This is a genomic window from Herbaspirillum sp. 1173, assembly GCF_031455335.1.
GTDB classification, from domain to species: Bacteria; Pseudomonadota; Gammaproteobacteria; order Burkholderiales; family Burkholderiaceae_D; genus Herbaspirillum; species Herbaspirillum huttiense.
In genome coordinates, this window is sequence record NZ_JAVDSP010000014.1 from 60970 (window position 1) to 85493 (window position 24524).

Here is a 24524-nt window from a genome sequence, read left to right on the forward strand (position 1 = left end):
GTCATGGCGCCGCACGTCTGCCGGCACGGTCGCCTGCCGCCCGGTGGACGGCTGTGTTGCCCGCCGCTGGCGGGCTTGCGCCCGGCGCAGCGGGCCTGGAACAGCGATTTTACCGTTCTTTGGCCCGCCACCGGGGAAAAATCCCGTGGCCGGGGCCTTCCGGCTCAATACGGGCGCGGCCCGGCGACGATGCGCGGGGTCAGGAAGATCAGCAGCTCGGTCTTGTCCCGCACCTTGCTCTGGCTGCGAAACAGCGCCCCCAGGACCGGGAGGTCGCCCAGCAGCGGTACCCGCGTCTCGTGGTCGTTGTCGGTCTGGGTGTAGATGCCGCCGATGACCACCGTGCCGCCATCCTCGACCTGGACCTTGGTCTTGATGTGCTTGGTGTTGATGGCCAGCCCGCCCGGCGTGACGCTGCCCCGGCTGTCCTTGTTGACGTCGACGTCGAGGATCACGTTGCCGTCCGGGGTGATCTGGGGCGTGACCTCCAGCTTGAGGTTGGCCTTCTTGCTGTTAGGAGTCAATAACTTTGTCTACAAATGAAGTTTTTTCGAGTACCCGGAGCCATTTGAAGTCAGTTTCCCGCTAATCTTTTAAAATGTTTTGGGGCTACTTATGGTTCTGAAATTTCAAGCGAAGAGTAGAGTTTTTGAAGTGAAGCTCTGAGCGTGCTTACATAAGTCGCATCTACGATCGTTTGAAAAATTGCTTATGAGAAACTTCGTGACGCAATCGAAATAGTCAATTCGCGGATAGCGAACGTATTGAGATCGGAGCGTGTCCAGATTTTTGTGCGCGAACTATTTGCGCCTAATCCGTTGAGGTATGTTTGCAGTTGCGCTGTGCAGGATGTTCCGATCCGAATGTTCAACTTAGGCCGAACTGAGTCCACGAGACTTCGAAATATGCAATTTCCGCATCTCGAAAATTCGCAGATGCCATCCGCCCGTCCCACCTTTGGTTAATTGAGGCTGAGAGCCAATGGCAATGTGCGCAAGCGGGCGAGAATCTCATTTCTGAGCCTATCTGGAACACCCGAAGTTTGAAGCGCCGTGGGCCAGCGATCGAGCGCCAACTCCACTGCGCGCTTTACCGCTACCTTCACAGCCAATTGAGCGATTCCGGCCTCTTGAGCTATGGCACAATATAAATCCAACGTTTCCTCGCGTTGAAATTTGTCTATCGCAACGTTAGTGTGTAGCGACCTGAAATTTGGAAGGGCAGATAAGCAAACAATGTCGTAGGCCGGAGAGAGTTCTGGAAAAATACCGTGTCGATATAGAACGCTATGGTTTTTCAAATGTGCGTCAGAATTTCCAATGAGCGTGTTGACGGCCTGACGCATAAAGAACTGCTGAATATCGAAGATACCTTTTGTGCCGAGTCGATTTAGCATCTGAAGGAACAGAACAAATTTTTTGACACCTGCATACTTCTGACCAGGCATCATTCCAAGGAATTGACACGCATCTTCGATATGCACCGGTCCTTCCGGGCTACGATCAAAACGGTCCACTGCAAGGAAATGCGTATTCGGTCCAAGTTGCCGGACCAAATCAGGCAATCCGACTATTTTGCTCATGGGAACCAGTCGGCATTGGGCGACGTTTATTTCTGCTAAACGAGCCAATGTCATGCACAGATACTCGTTTCTTACCTGCGAATCGTCTTCAACCTTTGGTAACTTCGCGACAACGTTCGAAAGTTCTCCTGTCCGAGGCATTCGATAAAGCTGGTCATCGTGAGAGTAGAAAAGTGCAAGCTTATCTTGAACTCCAGAAAGCAAGGCTCCTCCAGCAGTAGCGCCCTCCGGAGCGATCGGGGCCCATACATTGGAGTAGCCATCAATTTCCATTTTTGAGATTGATGGCGGCAGCTTAGTGAGATCTGCTGGGCCTGCGATTACCGCTCCCGGCAAGTCTTGACCTGCGGCGGCCAATATTCCAAAGTCATCTTTGTCTCTATCCTCCCTACGCGTTGCTGCTAGCCTAAAACGCAATGCCCCCTCGGACATTAACCCTGCGAAAAAGGGAGGCATTTGCTTACGTTCGCGATATAGGGTTGGATCCGCATGGCTATATACTGAGCCACGAGAAAGTGCGTCATCACCAGGCATTACGATAGACGCTGATAAGGTGGCTCGATGCCTGTCATCCAAATATTCCTCGGTGGCGATGAATCTGCAAGCTCCCTCAAGCTCGCAGAGCCAACCAACATGCACACTTTGAAGCCATATCTCCAGATAGCGAGGCGATAGTGTCTTAATCAACGTGAATCCGGAAATTTGAATCTGATGAGGCCCTGAAAGAACAGCATGCAGATTGAGATTTTGATGTCTATATTAAACAATGTGGCCGGAGTCGATGGCGGTATCAGTGCCAGCCACATTAGCTATCTCTAAAGATAGATGCGACGTGCTAACCACCAATCAGCAAATTCGGCAAAACACGCATGCTTCGAATCCACTAGACCTAGATCGTCACCGACGTTTGGGCTGCCTGAAGAATCACGTGAAATTAAGGCAGTATGAATCTGCGATGGAATTCCCCGCAGGAAGGGCAAATAGTCGTCAACGAAAGCTACAGGTGCTATTTCATTTAGCGCTGAAGCTTTTGGACTAACTGGGCCATCAATTCCCTCGGTGCAGAATACTCGATCAATAGGAAAACCTAGGTCATGTAGGTTTCTTTCCCGGGCTTGTCTAAAGCAGGGATCTATGGCGCTCACACAGACTAGGTTGAATCCTGCATTTTTTAATCGCAAACATGCATCGATTGCACCATCACAGGCCGGCAAAGAACTCCAAAATGATTCATCGAAATATGAACGAAAATACTCCAAGCTGGAGCCGGTAAGATGTTCTACACGCCACCGCTCTCTGGGCCAATAGGCATCAGGATTTTTTAGATCTGGGAGGACACCGAATGCACGCTGCCAAGCAACAGCGTACGCGGCGCTATAGTTCAGCAGGACTCCATCGACGTCAATGGCAATAGTGCTCAAAGCTCGGTCACAGACAAGGAGGGAGGAATTGCGAATTCTGTTGTCACATCCCCAATGATCCGATGCGGAGTAGCCATGGCAGATTCAAAAAGGTAATGCTCCAAGTCATGAGACCATGTGTCAATTAGCAATTTTGCCCAATGCGCAAATTGCTCTATTGGTTCACTTCCTCGCAGCGGAATGTTGCGATTGTTTCGGTTTCCAGGTGCTCGACGCCACTCCACCGTCAAACTACCATCGACCTTCATAGAGATGGATTTAACTTTCTTAGAGGCACCGCCAACTCCGATGTAAGTTGAAAGTGGCCGAATATCACAGACGTTCATTGGGTACAGTAATCAGACAATATGGCTAACTGGGAGTCACAGGAAAATCAGGACGCTCTATATTCTTCATGGAAGAATGGAAGAACGGATACTAAGTAAGTCTTAGTACAACGTCAATAGCATCCTAAGACACTCTTAGGATGAGTTCGAGAAAAGACAATTCTGGCGTTTTTCCGCGGCGGCTTAAGAGCGCTAGGCAGGCTGCTGGTCTCACCCAATTTGGTTTGGGAGTGTCGGCTGGTATAGATGAGTATTCTGCAAGCCCGAGGATCAATCAGTACGAGCGGGGAGTTCATATACCTGATCAGGGAACCTCCCTCCGCTTAGCGAAGGCCTTGAATGTGCCGCTCAGTTACCTTTTCGAGCCAAATGAACAATTGGCCGAATTTATTCTCTTAGCCGCGAGGCTTACGAAGGATGATTTGAAAAAATTGACCTCATATTTGAGAGAGGCTCTCGGAGAAAGAGGCGATCTGCAATCAGACTGACATTTCAGGAGATTTTTGTTCGCGTGATTGGATTTTTCATGTGTGAAATTCCATGATATGCGTAAATATTCTTAGATATGCGCACGCCCTGACTCTATCCCAAGGCGCCTTTGACGGTCATTTTGCCATTGCAGGATACCAGCTCCTGGCGAGCAAAAGCCATCGATGGCTTCATTGAAGCAGCAACCAACATGCTGATCAATGGTGAGATCGTGAACTATCGATATGCCCCCGACGCACAGAACATTGAAGAGCGGTAGTCTGAAGGATCTTCGCCTGTCAGTGGGAGCGCTTGGCGCCAAATCAGGGGTCAACGTTCGACTGGCTTCAGATGAATCTCTGAGCTAATGTTTATTCGCCCGTGAGTGCCTGCTGCCTTGAACCTGAATCAAAGACTTGATCGGACTGTCGCGTTACCTGCAGCGTGTCCAGCTCGCCGGCACGCTGTTCAGTTAATTCCGAAGTGAATGTCCAGCTCAGACCGGTGTCCACGAGGGGACGAAATATACACGCACAGCGCACATCGGTACCAACCTCCAGCCACGGTCCGTCGAGCCTGGTTGGAATCGACTATGATCGACAACCGACTCACTGCTTGATTGGCTACAAATTACCTACGCAGGTCAACATGCCTAGACTAACCTCAGAACAACGCAATGCTATTCACCAAAAAACTACTAACCTATTGGACGTGTTGCTGCGTTTTCATGTTTCGTTCAGTGCGCAGAAATTCATCCATGATGATGCCGTCATCAAGTGGAGAGAGTTGGAGGCATTGCTACACATCACCTACCCGCTGAAGGGTGTTGGCATTAAGGCGACACGCAGCAATCTTGTCCATTTTGACGAAGGTGACGGTGGTTTTATCTATTCGGAAGAAGATCTTAATCCAGGAGACGTTCCCCAAGAACTCCAAGCGTTTCCATATGAGGCAGCCTCGGCGGCATACATTTTCACGCTGCTTGAAGGCTACGGGGACGAGCTTGTTAAGATCGTGAATCCAACGTACCTTACCGCGCGCCAAGCTTGGCATCACAAAGTTTATGGCGACATGAATCCCAAGGACAGGGCGACTGTCAACGCGGCACGCATTGGTTTCGCCAAGCCTTTCAATCGTCCGGGTTCTGGTGTTCCTGCATACGCGGCAAAAAGGTTGATAGAAATTAAACGGGTTCGGAACGAATTCATGCATGAAGGTTCGTTTGATTCAACCTTCCCAGATTTCTTCGCAAACGTCCTCGGAACGGTGGCTACAATCTACTTCTTGCTAATGCCCTCTGAACGAAAACTGAGTCACTATCCGTATTATGACTACCACGAAAAATGGGAGTAGCCCCCCTGCGATGGCTGGTACATCTTTATTGTCATTCACGACGTACTATTTGCGTAATTTTACGATTGCTTGTCGCTTATAATATTTGCATGTTCAGCAATTAATTGTGGCGGAAACAGAGTTTAAGTTGTACCTATGGAAGATCAAATAAAACAATTACTCGATAGGGAGCAGCCGCTTAAAGCAAAGGACATCGCTTCCAAGTTAGGCGTCGAGAGAGAACGAGTCAGCGCGCTACTACACGCAAGAAAAGCTCAATTTGAGAAAGACAACCAGCATCGGTGGTATCTCAAAGACCAGATGCTGACGGTGCACTTGCCTGATCAGCAATGGCTTACCACGAGCCAGTTTGAAACGACACTCAGTGCCGATGACTCACCTCTTGATTCTGGCCATTCGCTCATCCTTTTCCAGTTTGGGCAACAAACATCGCTTCTGATCGATACCATCGCGCGCCTTCTCGCGTTATGCAATCAGCTAATCGCTGCAGGAAAAGATGTGGTGCTGGATCTGTCCGATTGCCGATCAACTCGCACCTACCTAGATAGGGTAGGTTTTTTTGAGCACCTCGACGCTGAAGTAAGGGTATTTCCGCGCCGTCCCTCAACGTCTTCGGCATCAGTTCACCGCAATAATAGCGATACGATGGTGGAAGTTGTTGCGATCAATCTTGACCAGCGAGATGATGCCATTCTTAAAAACTTACGGGACCGATTTGAGTGCGTCATAGATATCGAACACTACGTCCGCGCAAATACGATTCTTGGCGAACTTTTCGATAACATACATGAGCACTCCAGCTCCCCGATTCCTGGCTTTGCAGCTCTACAAACTTACGTGAAGGGACGTAAGCCTTCTATTCGGACGGTTTTTTCGGATAGTGGTGCAGGCATCGTTGGAACGCTAATGCCAACGCTAAGCCGAGAACAGCTAGATGAAATCCGAAATAGCGAGAAAGATTTACGCGTGGCGCTCATCGAGAGAATTTTCTCTCATGGGAAATTGAGCCGCCTAAACACGAGCAACCAGGGACGCGGACTCGGTCTAAAGAGAGCTGGTGATCTTGCCAACAAATTGAACAGTAACGTAAATGGGAGTATCACTGTTCGTCAGGATACGTTCGAAGTAACGATACATCTGCACTCTGACCGTATCACGTTCGCACATCGTCTTAACCTGCATAAACTTCTCGGCACTCACATATGTTTTCATATGTTCTTGACCAACTGATGCTATTCTCGTTAAATTACGCCGATGAATCAGACAGGATCTCCTATGACCATCTGTCTTAACGATTTAACCGACGACAACCGCCCGTTCGGTAATCTTCAAGGCAAGAAAGTCTTCCTTCAGCTTTGTGAGATTGTTGAAGCTGCAAAAGACACCACCGTATTTAATATCTCCCTCGAAGGTATCGTTGCAACCGATGCGTCTTTCCCGCGGGAAAGTGTGATATCGGCTGCTCGTTACTACCGTGGTCAATACCATTTCTTTTTGTCGAAAATTACCAACCGAGATCTAATCGACAATTGGAAGTACGCTGCTATGGCGAAGGAGCAGCCGCTAGTTATCTGGAATGACGATGGCTCATACGAGGTCATCGGTCCGGAAATGACTGAGTCCGCGGCAGAACTTCTCAACTACGTTTTATCAAAACGTCAAGTTAGCACGGTACAGGTAGCCGCCGATCTTTCTATTTCGGTTCCGAATGCAAGCACCCGCTTGAAGAGACTGGTCGCTGAGGGCTATCTCTTAAGGAAAGAACAAACTGCGGACACCGGCGGTCTTGAATATGTCTATTCGGCAATACAATAATTTCTGAATAAACAGCTTGATTTAATCAGAATCGGTCCGTAAAATTCAAATCAAGTCTGCGACGGATAATTCCATCCCATGTTAAACGGAATAATTTAAGCAGATAAAATATTTTATGGAATCTTCTTTATGAATACCCGCATCTCTCCCGAGCTGGATTGCGAACCGCTCCTCCGCGTACTTTTTGCTTTCGAAAATCTCGACTTTACCGAGCTGAAGATTGCAGATCCTATCGATACGGGACGCCAGCTTTTGATCACAGCAGGACTGAATCCGAACAAGGACTACAGCTTATTCAACATTCTTGCCAACGGTGACTTCGAAGACATCCGCCAAGACGAAACCGTCGACTTGCGTGGCAGCGTGCCAAAAAAATTCGTCGCTTTCTCCGCAGACCGCCTTTTCAAGCTGGTGGTAAACGGTGCCCAGGTAACTTGGGGGAAACAGACAATTTCGGGGCGCGATCTCTACTCTCTTGCTAAGCCTACTACTGATGAGGCGGTATTTCTAGTCATTCGTGGTGGCGAAGATCGTGAGATTTTGATCGAAGCAGACGTAGACCTGTCCGCGCCAGGAGTTGAGCGCTTTGAGAATGCGCCGAAGCGTGATCACACATATGAGATTGTCATTAATGGCCATGAAACCGTTGTCCATCAGAAGCAGCTGACGTTCGAAGATCTGGTGAAGCTGGCCTACCCTGGTGATGAACCGACGCCAAACATCACTTATTCGATTACGTATCGCAAGGTCGCTTCGCTCCCGCACCAGGGTGAACTCGGTGCCGGCGGCTTCGTTGAAATTCAAAATGGGAGCGTATTCAATGTCGGCCGCACTGTTCAGTCGTAATTCTGATCTTAAGCAACTTCGAGAGGGTGGCTACATAGTCAAAGTGGAGGCGGGCTCTCTGGTGATGCTTGATGTCCCGTATGTAAATGCGCGAGGGGAGGTTCGCCGTGGAAGAATTCGTTCCAGCCTTTGCTTGGCCGGCGATACAACTTTAAAGCCTGACACGCATGTCGTGCATTTCGAGGGGAGCTTCCCCTGCGATGCAAACGGAAAGGTACTCCTTAGCATTTCGGCTGGAAATGCTAATCCACCGGATCCGATGGCAATTAGCAGCTACATGCTATCGAGCAAGCCCAATGATCAGGGCTACGCTGACTACTTCCAAAAAATGTCAACCTACGCGACTATCATTTCGGGGCCGGCAAGCGTGGTCGAGCCGGGTACAAGCCCACGTAAGGTCTGGGCGCCATCAGATGACGAACCGTGCGTCTTCAACTATATCGAGACTGCATCGGATAGGGCCGGTATCGGTGCGCTCAGCGCGAAGTTTTCTGATGAACGTGTCCTTATTCTGGGTACTGGTGGCACAGGTGGATATGTCCTCGATCTGGTGTCCAAAACACCCGTCGCAGAAATTCGCCTTGTGGATGATGATGATTTTTTACAGCACAACGCATTTCGTGCACCTGGTGCACCGTCAATTGAGGAGCTCCGCGATGTTCCTAAGAAGGTTAGCTACTTTTCGAGAATCTATTCGAAAATGCATCGCCATATCGCTGGTCATGAAGTGAAGTTTGGCCCAGACCAACTCCATCTCCTTGAGGGAATTACGTTCGCCTTCCTCTGTATGGATGCGGGGGGAGAAAAGGAATTGGCTGTGAGCGAACTCGAAGGCCGCGGAATTCCTTTTATCGATGTGGGGATGGGTTTAGAACTCACTCATGGATCACTGGGGGGCATTTTGCGTGTCACGTTCAGTTCGCCTGAAAATAGGGCTACTGCACGCTCCAAGATTCCTTTCGATGCTCAAGGTGTCAATGACCTCTATGCATCCAATATCCAAGTGGCAGATCTCAACGCGTTAAACGCATGCCTAGCGGTGATTAAGTGGAAAAAATATCGCGACTTCTATCGTGACTTGGAAAAGGAACATCACAGTTCCTACACCACTGATGGAAATATGTTGGTGAATGGGGAGATGTGATGTTGCAACATATCACCTTAGAGCCGCGATTTGTCAAAGGCATTCCTAGAGAGCTTGAAAAGGGAATTCTCTACGTATCTATGGAATACGGCACAGTTGTCCACAGCTGCTGCTGTGGGTGTGGCCATGAGGTTGTGACGCCGCTCACACCAAACGATTGGACAATAACCTACAACGGCGTGAGTGCATCACTTTGGCCGTCAGTAGGAAATTGGAATTTACCATGCCGTTCGCATTACATCATCAAGGCAAATCAGGCGATCGAAGCGGGGCCATGGAACAATTCTCAGATAAAGGCCGCCGTAAAAAATGAGCAAGAGCGTAAGCGAACATATTATCAGTCTGAAACTAAATCTCGAGACCATACAAAGCCTGTTAGTGATCCGCGGACAAGTTCAATTAAGGCACCTACTGCAACGCCGCCATCGCTGCTAACCAAAATTCTTAATTGGCTAAATGGCAAATATTAGGATCGACAATGGTATTTGATTGCTTCCTTGTTGCGTTGTCGTAGTAGATCCGTATCAATGCGGGTATGGCAGACAGTACATTGATTAAATCTGCCAACGTCCTGCTCAACAAGACCAAGCCAGCTGCGACTAAGACACCGTGATCGGTGCCGTCCTGCTGGTAGCGATATCGCTGATAGGACGTGCAAATTGTGTTGAGCACGTACCGGGACACTCACGTTAAATATACAGCGACCGCATTCTCAGCGCTCGTGCAGGCAACGCATAACAGAGCAAGTGCCCAAGAAATAGCTGACATAGGCTAGATACCAGCCTCTGAGCAATACCGCTTACTACTGCCTAGCGCTAGACATTTAGAGCGGCTGGATGAATGTCTAGATATCACTTTATTTTGCGGAGATATAGATGTTGGAAAAGTTGATTGAGAAATTGGGACAGGAGATATTCATGATCGCGCAGATCACAAGAAGGTATCCTGAGATGCTCAATATGGCCAAGGCACAATCTTCGTTCCCAAAAATGGAAAAGATGGTGGTCGCTTGCATCGCGAACGCAGATACAGTGGAGGAAGCAAAGTTCGCCTATGAGCATTGCTATGCCTTGGTACCAGATTGGAAATTTGTGTTTGCTTCCGCGAAGGGTGCGAGTCCGGGATTGTCGGTTCATCGTGAATTCAGCGATGGATCTGTAGTCCGAGGGCTATTTGCGACCGAGCGAATTTTTGTTCTTGATCCTCAAGTTCTCAATGAGATGAATACGATGGGATCTTCAACCTTTGCAACAGACTATTCCATATCGCTAGATACCCAAATGACCAGCTACTTGGCGCCTTATCTTGAAGGAAATCTAACGAAATTACCCAAGGATATTCACGAGATATTTTCGTTTATCGCCAGAGACGATGTCTTTGTGGATGCGTTGCCATACATGTTGGAAAACCTGCCCAACATTCAGAATAAGGAAAATGTCGAGGCAATTAAAAAGAAATTGATTGGATACGAGCGGCTTCGCACGCTCGACTGCAAATACTTTAAGGAAACTGGAAAAGTACGTTCGCAACTTGATGATGTCGCATTTCTGGACAGTGTGAATGGACATCTAGAACGCATGCTTCGCAATTCGACTCAGATTGAATTGATGACGGGTCTAACCCAACGTATCCACATAATGTATTGCTTGCTTTTGAAGATGGCCATCATCCAGCTCGCGAATCCGAAAAGAAGCTTGAAGTCGAAGCTAGTTGAGTTTATGGAGTTCCAAGATAAAGAGCTTCATACAATTTGTGCACGAGAAACAATCGTTGCGAAGGAATACTTCACCCGTGGTCAAGACCTCAAATTCTTCGGTGCGATCCAAAAGACTACCGCAGAGAAATTGCCTGACAAGCTCGGAAAATTGAAGGGTATGGCCTGGGACTTTTGGCATATCAGATCCGTTGAGGCTATGGTTACCATAGATGAAAAATTACCCCAAGAAGACCGAACGCATGCACGCTATTTTTTCCCGTCGTTTCTTACTTGCGACAAAAAACTGATCGAGATTGTCGATATTTACCCTCTGAAATCGTACGCTTACAAAACCGATTCGTCTGAGTTATTCCCGTTTGCTGCTCTCGATTGGGTAAAGGAGGTGGCTCAGGGCGACGACGATAATTTCGTCTCGAAGTACTTACACCCATCGGAAGTGGAGCGACGTTACGAGATGACAGAGTCGGCGAAGGCGTCTTTGCCGGGGATCGTAGTGAAACTTGAAGCAGAGTTTTTACGTGTAGCTAACACTGGAGCTGCAGTCTGTCCTGCTGACGTGTGATCTATGCTGTCCGATTCCTGATTTGGGTGGGGCTTGTGAGTGAAGTTTAGAACAACAATAGCCACCTGATTAGTGTGCGAATTGTTCCGGCGGTGTGTGAGATCTTCCTTGGTATAGCCTGACAAGCCCGCTGCGGATGCCAGTGTCTAAATGTTTGGATGACATGAGTTGCGCTGTTTGCGCCGGAACCTACTTGAGCAAAAATCAAATAGTCATGTAAAGTAATCAACAATAGCCGTTGCCTGAGGGGGCAATCCTGGGAAATTCGCAGCTGGTCGCGTTGCGTCGAAGGCAACAGCATCGCTACGCACAAGCAAAGACGAAAATGCGCAGGCGGACATCGGAATGAATTAAAAAATTAAACGGGGAGAAAATGTATCTGGCCGAACTGACCATCCGAAATTTCCGTAAATTGCGTGAGGTGACGCTCAAGTTCCAACCTGGACTCAATGTATTGGTTGGTGCAAACAATGTTGGAAAGAGCGCTGTCGTCGATGCACTACGAGCCCTCTTGGCCGGCCACGATGAACCCTATCCGAGGCTTGCGATCGAGGACCGGCACAGCCCGAAAGGCGGAAAACCTGAAGGCGACATCAGCTTTCATTATGTCTTCCGAGATCTAAAGCTAGATGATGAAGCTGACTTCTTGGCAGCGTTAAAGCCGGGAGCGGATGGCAAGTTGGAAGCCCATATTCACGTGGAGTACGTCGAGCCTGACAACACTGGCCGCTTTAAGGTGAAGCGTTGGAGCGGAGACCACAATGACGTCCCCCTGACATCTGACATGATGGAGAACTTGCGCGGTGTGTATCTGCAACCGCTACGAGATGCCTCACAGAGCCTGCGACCAAGTCGGAACAGTCAATTGTCTCGACTGCTACACCGTCTAACCGATAAGGACGGAAGACAGCGAATCGATGACAAGTTGGCCCAACTGGACGATGAATTAAAAAAACTGCCTAGCATTGCCGATACGCAATCGACAATCGACGTTCGACATGATGCCATGCTCGGCAACCAGTTCAAGCAAATCCTAGAAATTGGATTCGCGGGCAACGATTTCCAAAAATTATCCTCTCGACTCTCGCTCGAAGTCGACAAATTCGAGATCGAACAAAATGGCCTTGGATTTAACAACCTCATTTTCATGGCGGTTGTGCTTAGCGAACTTTCCAAAAATCCGGACGCGGCCTATCGCGGTCTTATCGTTGAGGAGCCGGAGGCACATTTACATCCCCAGTTGCAGGCCGTCCTACTCAAGTACTTGGCGAGCTTGCACGCCGCCGGCGAAGAAAAGCCGGTGCAGCTTTTTGTGACGAGTCACTCGCCCAACTTTGCAAGCACAGCCAACCTTGATGCCTTGACCTGTCTCTTTGAAGACGAAGGCCATGTGCAAGCCTTTTTTCCACGGGAAGCCAAATTCGAAGATACAAAAAAGGAAAAGCTTGAACGCTATCTCGATGTCACTAAAGCGGAGCTCTTCTTTGCCAAACGCGTTATTTTTGTGGAAGGTGCCGCCGAGCTCATGTTGGTTGATGCACTGGCCAAGCACATGGAACGTGACCTTCGAGATCATGGCGTAAGTCTTATCAGCGTAGAGGGCTTGAACTTTGACTGCTTTCTCCCATTGTTCGGCAAGAATGCGCTGAAGATACCCGTAGCGGTCCTGACAGATGCAGACCCAGCCGCAGCTGAGGACGAAGAAGACGGGCCGAAGGTCCCCGTTTATCCGGCTCTGGTGGATAAAGTTGCACTTTCAGCCAATGCTCAGGCGCTGAAAAAACTGGAAGATGAATACATCAAGGTTTTCTGCGGGATGAAAACGCTCGAATATGATTTAGCGCTTCATGCTGACAATCGAACTGCAATGCTGGAAGCCTTGAAGGAAATGCATCCAAAAATCGCGGAGGCATTGGGAAAGGACGTCGACGGTGCGGGCGAGGAAGAAAAAGCACGAACGCTGTTCAGCGGCATGTTTGAGCGCCCTGCAGGACGTACAAATGTTCAGAAGGGGCGCTTCGGGCAGACCCTGGCCTACCTGATCCGAAAAAACAACAAATGCACCGTGCCAGCCTACATTGAGCAAGCAATCAAACATGTTTGTCCCGATGCGGGTCCAGATCCAAAGCCGGCACCCGAGGTCGCACCTGCTGCCGATGCTGCAGCAGCGGATGCGGAGGAAAAATGACGCCCTCTATAGAGCAGAACGCAATCATTGATGCTCCATTGAAACCTCTCTCTGTCATTGCCTGTGCAGGTAGCGGCAAGACGGCAACGGCAATACGACGTGTCGTTAAAATGCGGAAGGATCTTGGTGATGCACGAGGAAGAGTCGCGCTGCTTTCATTTTCCAACGTTGCGGTGAATACGTTTCGGGAGGGTTACCGGGTCCATTCACAGACATTGCCGCAAGGCCCCGCGCGCGAGCGAGTGGATATCGATACATTGGATGGCTTCATTGCTACCCACATTCTGAGACCGCATGCTCATCGGACCATGAAGAGTAAGCGCTCCGCTTTCCTTGTAACTGGTGATGAAGATTTTCTGGCAAATTATTCGTACAAGGGCAATAACGGCGAATACCCAATTGGAGTCAGTGAGATTAAAGTTGGAATCAACGGAGACAAATTCGAATTCTTTCGTTCATTTCAAAACACACGAATAATATTGAACGAAGGTAAGGCAAAGAGCTGCATTGAAAGGTTAGGCGAGACAGGTGCATACACCTACGATTTAGGGCGATATTGGTGTTTCCGTGTCTTGGCCACCCAGAAGCTGATACTAAAAGCACTTGTCCGACGCTACCCACACATTCTGGTAGATGAAGCCCAAGACATCGGCCAGATGCATCAACTGATCTTGGAACTACTCATTCAGGCCGGCGCTGAAGTGTCCCTGATTGGAGATCCTCATCAAGGCATATATGAATTTGCAGGTGCTGACGGTCAATTCCTTGCAACCTACAAGGCGCGCGAAGGAGTGAAAGAACTACCGTTGACCACCAATTATCGCTCTCTCCCTGTGATCGTATCAATCGCGAATGCGCTATCCGGCCGAGGAGATACGGCCAAACGCGGCGCCGAGCCTGCTCCAAAGGGTGCGTACTACATCGGTTACGACGAAGCCGAAATTCCCAAGCTGGTGGACATGTTTCATGCTGAGGTGGTGAGACAGAAAATCAATCATAGCAATGCTGCTATCTTGTGCCGTTCGAATAAGCACACAGCAAAAATTGCAGGCTCCGCAGAGGCCGGAGGTCTCGGCCTTACGAAAGCCATGGCGAGTGCAGCGGTACTGAGAGACGGAAAAGCAGATTATCTCGGAGCATATCGCTTAGTGTGTCGTGTAATCGTGAGCTTGCTCACAAATGCTCCGAATGGCCTGCTTTCTAAACTGTCCAATGCTAGTGATGATGACAGCATTCGCGTCCTAAGACGAAAGGTCTGGGAATTTGTTCGGGATCCGAATAAAGGTCTTCCTAATAGCGCGCTAAATGCACGCAACACATGGCATCCACAAATGGTTATAAACGCAAAGAGAGTGCTGGCTGAGATCGGCGAAGAGACCGATTATGAAATTGCGGACAATGTTGGCCGTCGCTTGGCTGTAAAAGAATTGAAAGAAGCGGCTCTGAACGCCGGCCTAGATCTTGCAGCACAGAACGGTCCGAGAATTCGGGCGGAGACGGTGCACCAGGTCAAAGGGGAAAGTATCGATGCCGTGCTTTATATCGCTGGAGCTGCGGCTGCTAAAGCAATGATAAATGGCGTAGATACGGAAGATGGTCGAGTTGGATATGTAGCGGTAACTCGCGCGCGAGACCTACTATGGGTCGCCATTCCAAATGGCACTTTGACCCAGGCGGTTAAGAAGAGACTTCACGAAATTGGTTTCCAACAGGCCGGCGGTGGAGTTTGAGAAGACTACAGCAGCCGACCGTGCCCTATCTATGGCCTATGACTCAACTAGCACGCGTAGTTGAGTCAAAGCTGCAGTAAACCCCTCGGGCTGGACCAAGCTTGAGCGAGAAACTAAGCCGCTTGCTGAGAGAATTGTGCTTCAAAATGGTTTGGCGCGCGCAGGATGCTAAGCAGATTAAATCAGCGCATAAAAATCTCTTCTCCGTGCATCTCGAAGAGATTCACCATTCGCTGAGCTGGTAATTCTCTCGCCACGGAAGGCGCCAAAATGCCACCGATCGATATGCCGCCAATTAAATCCAATCGCGTGGCAATGTGGTCCCCGATTTCTTGCTCAAGATCACTGTACTTACGGACTGCCTGTCGCATTTGGGTGCGAATTGGATTACCTGTCTCTCGTGCATAGGAAATAGCTCCGGAAAAGAAAAAAGGCTAATAGGAGGTTGATACTTTGACGGTGACTCGGAACCTCTAACTAAGCGGTCGCACCAAGACTCGGCGGATAAGATAAACGGGCAACGGTGCAAAGTAATGCGTCCAACGGGTTATTCTAAAGGGCACGGAGCCTGAACATGCTGTCCGCTAGACAGGAAGGCTTCCTAGATACTTTACACATGATTCTCATCGGCGGAGGAGAACGTGATGCTGGTTGTCAATGTTGGGAGAATAGGATGCAGAGAATTCTAACTGTTGACTCAAATTACTTGCGCAGACCAGAGTTAGAAATTCTTGCAAGAGACCGCGCCGGCCACTTGTTCATCGTTCCGGATTTGGTCATGTTTGAACAAGCCAAGTCTAGGGCCTGTTCACATTTTCACGAATGGTCCGAATGCGCAGGCAAGCGAGGCGAACACAAGGTATCCGAGGCCCAGCGGCTAAAGGCGCTGGAGGCCGAGAATGCCAAGCTCAAGAAACTGCTGGCAGAAAGCCTGCTGGACAACGCTGCGCTAAAGGATGTGCTCGGCCGAAAGTGGTAAGCCCGCAGGATAGGAGACGGCCATGCCTCGGTCAATCAACTGATCCAGTTGGTCCGAGTAGCTCTTCCAGGGCTTGGGGTAACTCACTTGGTAAATCCTATAAGTGGAGGGCGTCGTCTACTACGCCAATTCATGCAGCGGCAACCGGGTTGCACTTTGCTTTGATGAACTCAAAAACTGGCTTGAAAGGCTCAAAGGATGACTTATCGAGCGTTGGCACGACCTCTTTGGCGAAAGCAGTCTTATCTCTATCTGATTTGAAAACAACCTTGGTGCCGCCAACACAGGGTTCTTGATGGTAATAGTCTGCTGTTGGCGCTTGCCCATAAAAAAGGTGCTCGATTTCACAGCACGACTCACCGCCAAAGGTTTCGCCAGTTGCCGGGTTTCGGATAACCTGCTTCTGAATATCGGCATGGGCAGGGACCGGCAGCATGACTGCATAAGACTCGCCATGGGCCCATTTCTTAATCAAGCCTTTGAATGGATCGTTGGCTGTCACCTCTCCGTTGAGGCCATTCCATTGGTCATACGCCTTATCAAAATCGAATAAGGCGAAAATAGGCAGTCCGCCCATCTCGCCGTGAATTCGGTTGTCGGTCAGCAACTGATTGATGTAAGTGCAGCTGAAGGCATAGAACGGGATGAAGGGCATCTCCTCGTCATAAAGCTTGTACCAAGCCTCCTTGAGTATGATCGGGTCGGTGCTGCCCTCCGTAAAAAGAACGGGCTTCTTTTCGATCTGGACTGCATTGATAATGCTGAGCAGCTGCTCCTGTTCTGAATACTTTATTAAATCCGAGCTCAGCTTCTTGATTGCTATCGCTTTCGGCAAATCGTAGCAATTTGCCTGATTGTTCTTGATGTCAAAGAACTTGATCTTTTTCTTGTCGTGGGGAATGAGCGTCACAGCGCTGTGGCTGCTCATCAAAACGTGGCTGGTTTTCGCTGCCGCATCCGTGATATCGAAAACCTGCCGCAAAAAATCAAACTGCCATTCTGGATGAAGAAAAGCATCCGGCTCATCCAGCAGGATCAGGCAATTGCGGTCTTTGAAGAGTTCGACGATCGAGTAGATGTAGACCGACTGGAATTGACCGTCGCTGAAGTGAGCGATGGTGGCATTCAGGCCACTGGTCAGCGTGAGCGGGATCGATACATCCGCCAGCATGCCCAGTGTCTTCAGGTTATCGAATTGGCGGAAGATGTCCGATAGCGACTGATCAGCAAAGCGCTGTTGAAACAGTTCGATGTTGACGGGTATTTGATAGCGGTCTTTCTCCCCATCAAACACATTGCCATGATTAAACTCGCCCTTGACGCATGTGACCAATTCGTCCAGAAAATCACGCGTGATACCATCTGCCCCCCAATAGTGGGTGCGAGGGTCGAAGTTCTCGATGTTGTCTACGCCAAGCTTCTTAAGGGCCCCGTCTGCATATGACGGCCGCTGCAACACCAGTTGCAGATCAGCGCCAATACTTTGTATTCCCAGTTTCTGGCACACGAACTGCCGCGCCTTGACGCCCTCTGGCTGTGTCAGCAATACGGATAGCAGCAGAGCCTTGTACTCTGGGCCAACGCCGACAAAGCGGCGGCTTTCGTCGAGATTTGCACCTTTAATACGTCCACGAAACTTCTGTTCGTAATCGACAACTAGGTCGGTAACAGTGGTGTTGTGGCCAGAGTAATAGATCAAGACGTTGTCGGGAAATGGTGTTTGCCCAAGCGTTTTACGATCTTCGTCTTTGTTGATTCGTAACTTGCCCGCCGTCCATTCAATCTCGGTCTCTTTCCCTTCTATTTCGTAAGTCAGGAGGTAATCAAAGGCGATGTCATTGGCGGGGCGACCAAGTTGATCTAGGTGACGGAATATCTCAAGCAGGGCCTCGAACAGATTGGATTTACCGCTGCCGTTCTTGCCAACGAATACGTCGATAAAACTGCTGCCGTCGAAGCTCAGAGAGAAGTCCCGGAGGTTTTTGTACTGGCTGATGGTGAGTGATTTCAGGCGCATGGCAGTTCCCTACACCTGCGCCATCACGGCATTGAGTAATTCGGTCTGCTTGTCCGTCGCGTCGTTGATCTTCTGCTCCAGCGTGTCGCACAGGGCCATCAACTGGTCGATGCGGGCGACGATGCGGCATTGTTCGGCAATTGGTGCTAGCGGGATCGGTAGCAAGCTCATTGTTTCGCGGCTGACATTTTTCATAGAGCTGCTAGTGCCAGATGCATTTTTTGTGTAATGAGCGCGCGAAGTATTTGCGCCATTGACATGATTAATAAAAAACTTGTTGACGTGGCTGCTCAGATTGAATCGAACAATTTTGTCGCTCAACATGAGGCGTGGAGGTGTATTTCCAACGATTACACTCCGAGCAACAAGCTCATCTGTGTTCGCACGAGAAATCAAGAAATCGCCGCTTTGGACCTCACATTCAGGCCGAGGCTGCGCCAAGATGGGAAGAGCTTTGTTTTCATTGGGATTAAAGGCTCCCCATGAAACAGCGCTGACTTTGAGCACGCCCCATTGATTGCCTGTGCGAGGCTCAGAATTGCACTGCGGACTCCAGCCGGACTCGCTTGACAGGGCGACATTGCCCAACCTCACCCACTCCCAGCCCTGCGGCAGTTGGTAAGGCACTTCCTCCGGTTTGATAGTCGGCAAAGGCTTGTGCGGTTTGATCTTGCCTGCCTTCACCAACCGCTGCTTCTCGGCGTCGATTTCTTTCAACAGTTCCGAGGCCGGTTGATCGGTGGGGTCTTGCGGCACGAGACGGCCCATCACGGCGAGCTGGAGGATGGCTTTGCGCAGTTCGGCGACGTTTGCCTTGACGCTGTAGAGCTCGCCGAAGTGCTGCTGGATAAAGTCCCAGGCCGAACCGCTCGGTGCGGAGAGCAGTTGCTGGATGGCGGCGGCGTGCACGGCCAGCCGCTTTTCTTCCCGTTCTTTACGCAGGGTTTCCAGTGCATCACAACGCGCCATCAACTGATCGATGCGGGCGACGATTCGGTGTTGTTCGACAATTGGCGGCAACGGGAAAGGTGTTGCAATGATCTTTTCCCTCGATATGTTTGGCTGAGCAGCCCCGGCCCCTTGAGAGATGAAATACGGCTTAAGTGATGAAATAAGATTGAGAAGGTATCGCTCATCAAATGCAGTGAATGTCTGACATGCACATATCGCTTGGTTGGTAGTGGCATCGATCTCCAAAATTCCGACTTCACCGATGTTGGCGCCATACATGGCGACTAGCACCGAACCTTTTGGATTCAAAGATAGAGAGCATTCGTTCAGTGCCAGCTCGGTGATCGTCTCTTCCGTCTGGGTAATTCGCCCTTGTTTAACCTCTCCCGATTTAACCCACGGGATATTCCCGCCGTAATAATTGCAGTTGGTTCTGCTAGGAGTGGAGCCGGATTTCCAAACGCCTATCTCACCCAGCCTCACCCACTCCCACCCGTGCGGCAATGCGTAAGGCACCTCTTCCGACTTGATGGGCGGCAGCGGTTTGGGCGCTTTGATTTTGCCCGCCTTCACTAGCCGCTGTTTTTCGGCGTCGATGTCTTTCAGCAATTCCGAGGCAGGCTGATCGGTAGGGTCTTGTTCTACAAGCTTGCCTTGCATGGCTAGCGTCAAGATCAGTTCGCGCAGCTTGGCAATGCCATCGAGCGCGGCAAAGGCAGTGTCGAAATGCTGTTCGAGCAGATCGCGGGTCGCGTCAGTCATGCCTTGCCCCCGAGACACGCCATCAGCTCGGCTTTCAAAGCAGCCTGCGCTGTTTCGAGCTGGGCGACGATTCCCTGATATTCGCGCATCAAGTCTTCTGGCTTGCCATGCTCTACTTCTACCAAGTGCGGGTTCTTGCCAACGGCATCCAGGTTGTAATTTTTGTCGGCTATCTCTTTTGCAGAAACTTTCCATGCGTATTGCGTTATCTTGCGACCCTTGCGGCTAGGGCCACCCCACCAGGCTTTTTCGAGATCGAATTCCTCGATGGTCAGTGGCTTGGAGCGTGAATAGCTCTTGTAGCCATCCGGGTACTGGTGTTCAAAGAACCAGACGTCCTTGGTCGGCGCGCCCTTTTCGAAGAACAGCACATTGGTGGCGATGCTGGTGTAGGGCGCAAAAACACCCTTGGGCAGGCGCACGATGGTGTGCAGGTTGAACTCTTCGAGTAGTTCGCGTTTGAGCGTAGTCTTGGCACCTTCACCGAACAGGAAACCATCCGGCAGCACGACGGCGGCGCGACCTGTGTCCTGCTTGAGCAGGTGCATGATCAGCGCCATGAACAGATCGGCGGTTTCGCGGGTTTGATACTTGCGCGGAAAGTTGTTCTCGATGCCGTCTTCTTCCATGCCGCCAAAGGGCGGGTTGGTGAGGATGATGTCGACACGGTCTTTCGGGCCGTAATCTTTCAGCGGACGGCTCAGAGTGTTGTCGTGGCGGATGTTGCTGGGCACATCGATGCCGTGCAGCATCAGGTTGGTCATGGCCAGCATATGGGGCAGCGGCTTTTTCTCTACGCCATGGATGCTGTCTTGCAGCGTGATGCGGTCTGCCGCTGTTTTGACTTGTGCTTTCAGGTGTTCGATGGTGCAGGTCAAAAAGCCACCAGTGCCGCAGGCCGGGTCCAGCACGCTTTCGCCCAACTGCGGGTTGAGTATGTCCACCATGAACTGAGTGACGGCGCGTGGCGTGTAGTACTCGCCCGCGTTGCCTGCCGATTGCAGATCGGCCAGGATTTTTTCGTAGATGTCGTTGAACAGGTGCCGGTCGGTGGATGAGTTGAAATCGACATCATCTTCAATCGTGTTGATGACCTGCCGCAGCAGGGTGCCGGACTTCATGTAATTGTAGGCATCCTCGAACACCGAACCAACGACTTTGCCGTGCGGCGTTACGCCAGCGGAGTTGGCCAGCCTTTTCAGCGATGGGAAGAGCTCGTTGTTGACGAAGTCAATCAGCTCTTCTCCAGTGATGCCCTCGGCATCTTTGGCCCAGTTGCTCCAGCGGAATCGACTTTGCAGCGGCGACTTGTAGCCGGGAATAGTGAGCTGCCATTCCTGCTCTTTGTCGTCGAAGATTTTGAGGAACAGCAGCCAGACGATCTGGCTGATGCGCTGGGCGTCGCCATCTACGCCGACGTCCTTGCGCATGATGTCTTGGATGGTTTTGATCAGGGTACCGATGGACATGATTGTGGATTCCGTGTTTTTTGTTATGCGCGCAGCTGTGATGAGCCGTAGAGCGCTTGTTCGAGTTCGTGAATGGCACGTTGGTATCTATCCAGCCCGCCGAAAGCGCGGATGATCTCTATGGGTGTGCCGAAGCTGGTGAAAGGGGCAATGGTGAGGATCTGGGTTTCCTCAATGGGGCCAACGCCTTCATCAGCGTACTTGTCCAGCAGGGCTTGCAGCACGCGCTGCGCTTGCTCGCCATAGCGGGTGAAGTAGTCGCGCTTTTTGACCTGCTCGGCGCGCTCTTTTCGGGTGAGCGGCGGCTGGTCCCAGGCTACGTGGCAGACCAGATCGAAAGGGTCGAAGTCCTTGCCTGACTGGCGGCCGATTTCTTCGGCAAGCGCGTCAAAGAACACGCCTTCGTTGGCTAACTCATCAATGATGACTTGCTTTTTCTCAGCATCATTCCAGCGACGCAAGAAATCATCGAGCGACCTGAACTCCCTGGCGAGCGCCTTGCGCGTGTAGTCTTTCAGTGACTCTGTGATCAGGCGGCCAGCGGCATCGAAATACTGCACCCGCTCGGACGCCACTTTGACTTCTACATTGGCGACAACGTAGCGACGGATGCTACTGCCCTCCTCGCCGGGCCGAGGTTCGGCGACGCCCGACCACGGCGACTCTTCTGTCGGCGGATAGGTGAAACCATCTTGGGCCGGTAACCCCTCGCCCTCATCCGGCGGTACAGGCGAGTCATCGCCCTTGGGCTCATAGATTTGCACCGGGTCGCCATCGAAATCAGGATCGGCAAATAGCTCCGTTGCCTTCTTGAAATCAATGATAGTGAAGTAGTACTTGTCGTAATCCTCATTGATTCGCGTGCCGCGACCGATGATCTGCTTGAACTCGGTCATGGACTGGATGCGCTGGTCCAGAACGATGAGTTTGCAGGTCTGCGCATCCACACCCGTGGTCATCAACTTTGAGGTGGTGGCAATAACGGGGTACCTAGACTCCGGGAAGATGAAGTTGTCGAGCTCTGCCTTGCCCTCTTCGTTGTCGCCGGTGATGCGCATCACGTACTTGCTGTTCTGTGCAACGAGATCGGCGTTCTCGTTGACCAAGGCTTGGCGCATGCGCTCGGCGTGATCGATGTTGTCGCAGAAAACGATCGTTTTATCGAAGCGATTGGTTTGCTTTAGGAAGTCACTGATTTTTTTGGCAACCAGTGTAGTGCGCTTTTCCAGGACGAGTTTTTTATCAAAATCCCGCTGGTTGTAGATGCGATCCTCAATTTCATTGCCGTGTTTATCGACCATGCCTTTGTCGGGGCGCCAGCCGGTGAGGTCTTTATCCAGGTCAATGCGTACCACCTTGTAGGGGGCAAGAAAGCCGTCGTCGATACCCTGCCGCAGGGAGTAGGTGTAAATCGGCTCACCGAAGTAATCGATGTTGGATACTTCTTTTGTTTCCTTCGGGGTGGCTGTCAAGCCGATCTGTGTGGCCGACGAGAAGTATTCCAGAATCTCCCGCCAGGCCGAGTCGGCTGCCGCGCTGCCACGATGACACTCGTCGATGACGATCAAGTCGAAGAAGTCACGGCTGAACTGTTTGTAGATGTTGCGTTCTTCTTCCGTGCCAGTGACGGCCTGATATAGCGACAGATAGATTTCATACGACTTGTTGGCCTGACGCTTTTGGATTTTCGTCATGGCCGACCCGAAGGGCTTGAAATCGTTGGTCATGGTCTGATCGACCAGGATATTGCGGTCGGCCAGGAACAATATGCGTTTTTTGGCTTTGGATTTCCACAAGCGCCAAATGATCTGGAAGGCGGTGTAGGTTTTGCCGGTACCGGTGGCCATGACCAACAGCAGGCGGTTCTGGCCGCGAGCGATGGCTTCAATGGTCTTGTTGATGGCCAGCAACTGGTAGTAGCGCGGTGTTTTGTTGCTGCCGTCGCTGTAATAGTCCTGCGAAACCAGTTCGCTTTGTGCTGGGTTTAGGCCTAGGTGTTCTGCCCACCATTGCCAAAGCAAATCCGGCCCCGGCAATTCGTTCAGAGCCAACTCGCGCTCGATGACGCCGTCTTTGGCAATTTTATTGTGAAATAGAAAACCGTCACCATTGCTACTGAAAACGAAGGGCACTTGCAGCATTTCGGCATATCCCAGCCCCTGTTGCATTCCATCGCCCATCGAGTGTTTGTTGTCCTTTGCCTCGATGACTGCGATAGGCATGTTGGGCTTGTGGAACAAGACGTAGTCGGCGCGTTTGTTTTGAGCACGAGTGTGCAGCTTGCCTCGGACGATGATGCGCCCCTTGGTGAGCGGAAACTCTTCACGTACCTGAGTAGCAATATCCCAGCCCGCCTGCTCGAGTGCGGGGGTGATGAACTTGGTGCAGATGTCGCGCTCTGACAGCTCTTTCTTGTTCATGCGCCATTTCCTTCCGGCTTGTGCTCAGCGGAACTGGCCTTCAAATCGTGAACTCGCGCGTACTCCAACACCAAGATTTCGATCATCGAAGCCACCGAACGGCGCTCGCGATCTGCCGCCAAGCGCAATAGCTGCTTGATCTCGGCAGAGGTACGGATAGACAGGGTTTCGTCCTTCAAGCGTGACATGGCATCGTCTCGTCAATGATGTGCTGCAAATGTACTGCATTTTGCACAAAAATGATAGAGATCGGGCTAGCTAGGGGCACCCACGCCGTAGCAGAAATTTTGCTAGCTAAAGTATGTTACAGGGCTGTCTAAGGCAATTCTGAACAAATAAATGAACTGGTTTACAGGCATTATAGAAGTATAGAAAAGCGGGGCGGAAGCGCTCGTCTCTGGCGCTAGACTGTCCAACTTCCGGTGGCAGGTCAGTTAAGGGACTGCTACTTACTCTTGCCGCTCTTCCGTTTGGGCTTCGTGTCACGTTGATATTTGGATTGAAGTAGAGTTAATGCAAGCTTTAGTTCTATGCATGAACGGGCGAGTAGCGCATTCCAGTTTCTAAGTTCTTTAAGCTCCTTCTTCAGGGAAGCTATGGTTACTGCCTTTTTTTCTTGCCTAGCCGCGCGAGTACGAGTACTAAATTCGTCAACAAGGTGAGAAAAGGACGCGTAAAGTGTTGAATTGCATTGAAATCTGACCCACTTTCTCAGGAAATTTGCATCCTAAGTTGACCCATGTTTAGACCACAATCCTGCTCATGACAGCGAGC

At 50.6% G+C, this 24524-nt stretch carries 16 protein-coding genes and 2 pseudogenes; 11 read left to right on the top strand and 7 right to left on the bottom strand.

Translation table 11 applies throughout. From position 1 onward, the window contains the following. Positions 1–164 precede the first annotated feature (164 nt). Positions 165–509, bottom strand: a pseudogene (locus J2X56_RS26205) (type IV pilus secretin PilQ); the annotation flags it as partial. Positions 510–961: 452 nt separating this feature from the next. Continuing rightward, positions 962–2269, bottom strand: a complete 1308-nt coding sequence (locus tag J2X56_RS26210) for a HipA domain-containing protein (protein WP_310164033.1) — start codon at positions 2267–2269, stop codon at positions 962–964. A gap of 1200 nt (positions 2270–3469) precedes the next feature. Here J2X56_RS26210 and J2X56_RS26215 point away from each other — a divergent pair. From J2X56_RS26215 to J2X56_RS26265, 11 genes and pseudogenes are all read left to right on the top strand, one after another. Further along, positions 3470–3817: a helix-turn-helix transcriptional regulator gene (locus tag J2X56_RS26215; RefSeq protein WP_310164035.1), complete on the top strand. Its 348-nt coding sequence runs from the start codon at positions 3470–3472 to the stop codon at positions 3815–3817. 628 nt (positions 3818–4445) lie between these two features. Next, complete coding sequence (locus tag J2X56_RS26220; protein ID WP_310164039.1) at positions 4446–5150, top strand: hypothetical protein; 705 nt, start codon at positions 4446–4448, stop codon at positions 5148–5150. A 135-nt stretch (positions 5151–5285) separates the two neighbouring features. Further along, positions 5286–6380 carry a hypothetical protein gene (locus J2X56_RS26225; RefSeq protein ID WP_310164042.1) on the top strand — a complete coding sequence of 365 codons (1095 nt, stop codon included), beginning with the start codon at positions 5286–5288 and terminating at the stop codon, positions 6378–6380. A gap of 45 nt (positions 6381–6425) precedes the next feature. Further along, entirely contained in the window at positions 6426–6965 is a 540-nt protein-coding gene (locus J2X56_RS26230; RefSeq protein WP_310164043.1) for a helix-turn-helix domain-containing protein, read from the top strand. A 129-nt stretch (positions 6966–7094) separates the two neighbouring features. Further along, a complete protein-coding gene (locus J2X56_RS26235; protein WP_310164046.1) occupies positions 7095–7811 on the top strand; it encodes a multiubiquitin domain-containing protein in 717 nt (238 codons plus the stop codon). Then, positions 7786–8955 carry a ThiF family adenylyltransferase gene (locus tag J2X56_RS26240; RefSeq protein ID WP_310164049.1) on the top strand — a complete coding sequence of 390 codons (1170 nt, stop codon included), beginning with the start codon at positions 7786–7788 and terminating at the stop codon, positions 8953–8955. The genes J2X56_RS26235 and J2X56_RS26240 overlap by 26 nt, the downstream gene beginning before the upstream one ends. Next, positions 8955–9425, top strand: coding sequence for a DUF6527 family protein (locus J2X56_RS26245; protein WP_310164052.1), 471 nt, complete (start codon positions 8955–8957; stop codon positions 9423–9425). The genes J2X56_RS26240 and J2X56_RS26245 overlap by 1 nt, the downstream gene beginning before the upstream one ends. A 447-nt stretch (positions 9426–9872) precedes the next feature. Beyond that, positions 9873–11234: a hypothetical protein gene (locus tag J2X56_RS26250; protein WP_310164054.1), complete on the top strand. Its 1362-nt coding sequence runs from the start codon at positions 9873–9875 to the stop codon at positions 11232–11234. Positions 11235–11607: 373 nt separating this feature from the next. Then, positions 11608–13422, top strand: coding sequence for an AAA family ATPase (locus tag J2X56_RS26255; protein ID WP_310164056.1), 1815 nt, complete (start codon positions 11608–11610; stop codon positions 13420–13422). Continuing rightward, a complete protein-coding gene (locus tag J2X56_RS26260) occupies positions 13419–15152 on the top strand; it encodes an ATP-dependent helicase (protein WP_310164057.1) in 1734 nt (577 codons plus the stop codon). Before J2X56_RS26255 ends, J2X56_RS26260 begins: the two co-directional genes overlap by 4 nt. 841 nt (positions 15153–15993) lie before the next feature. Beyond that, positions 15994–16125 (top strand): annotated as a pseudogene (locus tag J2X56_RS26265) (IS3 family transposase); the annotation flags it as partial. Positions 16126–16261: 136 nt separating this feature from the next. Here the strand turns inward: J2X56_RS26265 and J2X56_RS26270 are convergent. From J2X56_RS26270 to J2X56_RS26290, 5 genes are read right to left on the bottom strand one after another with little or no spacing between them, the layout of a single operon-like run. Further along, positions 16262–18148 carry an AAA family ATPase gene (locus tag J2X56_RS26270; RefSeq protein WP_310164059.1) on the bottom strand — a complete coding sequence of 629 codons (1887 nt, stop codon included), beginning with the start codon at positions 18146–18148 and terminating at the stop codon, positions 16262–16264. Positions 18149–18157: 9 nt separating this feature from the next. Continuing rightward, positions 18158–19861, bottom strand: a complete 1704-nt coding sequence (locus J2X56_RS26275; protein ID WP_310164061.1) for a restriction endonuclease subunit S — start codon at positions 19859–19861, stop codon at positions 18158–18160. Continuing rightward, complete coding sequence (locus tag J2X56_RS26280; protein WP_310164063.1) at positions 19858–21330, bottom strand: class I SAM-dependent DNA methyltransferase; 1473 nt, start codon at positions 21328–21330, stop codon at positions 19858–19860. Before J2X56_RS26280 ends, J2X56_RS26275 begins: the two co-directional genes overlap by 4 nt. A gap of 23 nt (positions 21331–21353) precedes the next feature. Beyond that, complete coding sequence (gene hsdR / locus J2X56_RS26285) at positions 21354–23750, bottom strand: EcoAI/FtnUII family type I restriction enzme subunit R (protein ID WP_310164065.1); 2397 nt, start codon at positions 23748–23750, stop codon at positions 21354–21356. Further along, positions 23747–23938 carry a hypothetical protein gene (locus J2X56_RS26290; protein ID WP_310164068.1) on the bottom strand — a complete coding sequence of 64 codons (192 nt, stop codon included), beginning with the start codon at positions 23936–23938 and terminating at the stop codon, positions 23747–23749. The genes hsdR and J2X56_RS26290 overlap by 4 nt, the downstream gene beginning before the upstream one ends. Positions 23939–24524: the final 586 nt, after the last annotated feature.

Bases quoted from the DNA above. Each gene is read 5' to 3' on its own strand.
- J2X56_RS26290 (WP_310164068.1), bottom strand. From the start codon at position 23,938: ATGTCACGCTTGAAGGACGAAACCCTGTCTATCCGTACCTCTGCCGAG.
- J2X56_RS26240 (WP_310164049.1), top strand. From the start codon at position 7,786: ATGTCGGCCGCACTGTTCAGTCGTAATTCTGATCTTAAGCAACTTCGA.
- hsdR (WP_310164065.1), bottom strand. From the start codon at position 23,750: ATGAACAAGAAAGAGCTGTCAGAGCGCGACATCTGCACCAAGTTCATC.
- J2X56_RS26270 (WP_310164059.1), bottom strand. From the start codon at position 18,148: ATGCGCCTGAAATCACTCACCATCAGCCAGTACAAAAACCTCCGGGAC.
- J2X56_RS26225 (WP_310164042.1), top strand. From the start codon at position 5,286: ATGGAAGATCAAATAAAACAATTACTCGATAGGGAGCAGCCGCTTAAA.
- J2X56_RS26215 (WP_310164035.1), top strand. From the start codon at position 3,470: ATGAGTTCGAGAAAAGACAATTCTGGCGTTTTTCCGCGGCGGCTTAAG.
- J2X56_RS26255 (WP_310164056.1), top strand. From the start codon at position 11,608: ATGTATCTGGCCGAACTGACCATCCGAAATTTCCGTAAATTGCGTGAG.
- J2X56_RS26260 (WP_310164057.1), top strand. From the start codon at position 13,419: ATGACGCCCTCTATAGAGCAGAACGCAATCATTGATGCTCCATTGAAA.
- J2X56_RS26245 (WP_310164052.1), top strand. From the start codon at position 8,955: ATGTTGCAACATATCACCTTAGAGCCGCGATTTGTCAAAGGCATTCCT.
- J2X56_RS26275 (WP_310164061.1), bottom strand. From the start codon at position 19,861: ATGACTGACGCGACCCGCGATCTGCTCGAACAGCATTTCGACACTGCC.
- J2X56_RS26235 (WP_310164046.1), top strand. From the start codon at position 7,095: ATGAATACCCGCATCTCTCCCGAGCTGGATTGCGAACCGCTCCTCCGC.
- J2X56_RS26280 (WP_310164063.1), bottom strand. From the start codon at position 21,330: ATGTCCATCGGTACCCTGATCAAAACCATCCAAGACATCATGCGCAAG.
- J2X56_RS26230 (WP_310164043.1), top strand. From the start codon at position 6,426: ATGACCATCTGTCTTAACGATTTAACCGACGACAACCGCCCGTTCGGT.
- J2X56_RS26220 (WP_310164039.1), top strand. From the start codon at position 4,446: ATGCCTAGACTAACCTCAGAACAACGCAATGCTATTCACCAAAAAACT.
- J2X56_RS26250 (WP_310164054.1), top strand. From the start codon at position 9,873: ATGATCGCGCAGATCACAAGAAGGTATCCTGAGATGCTCAATATGGCC.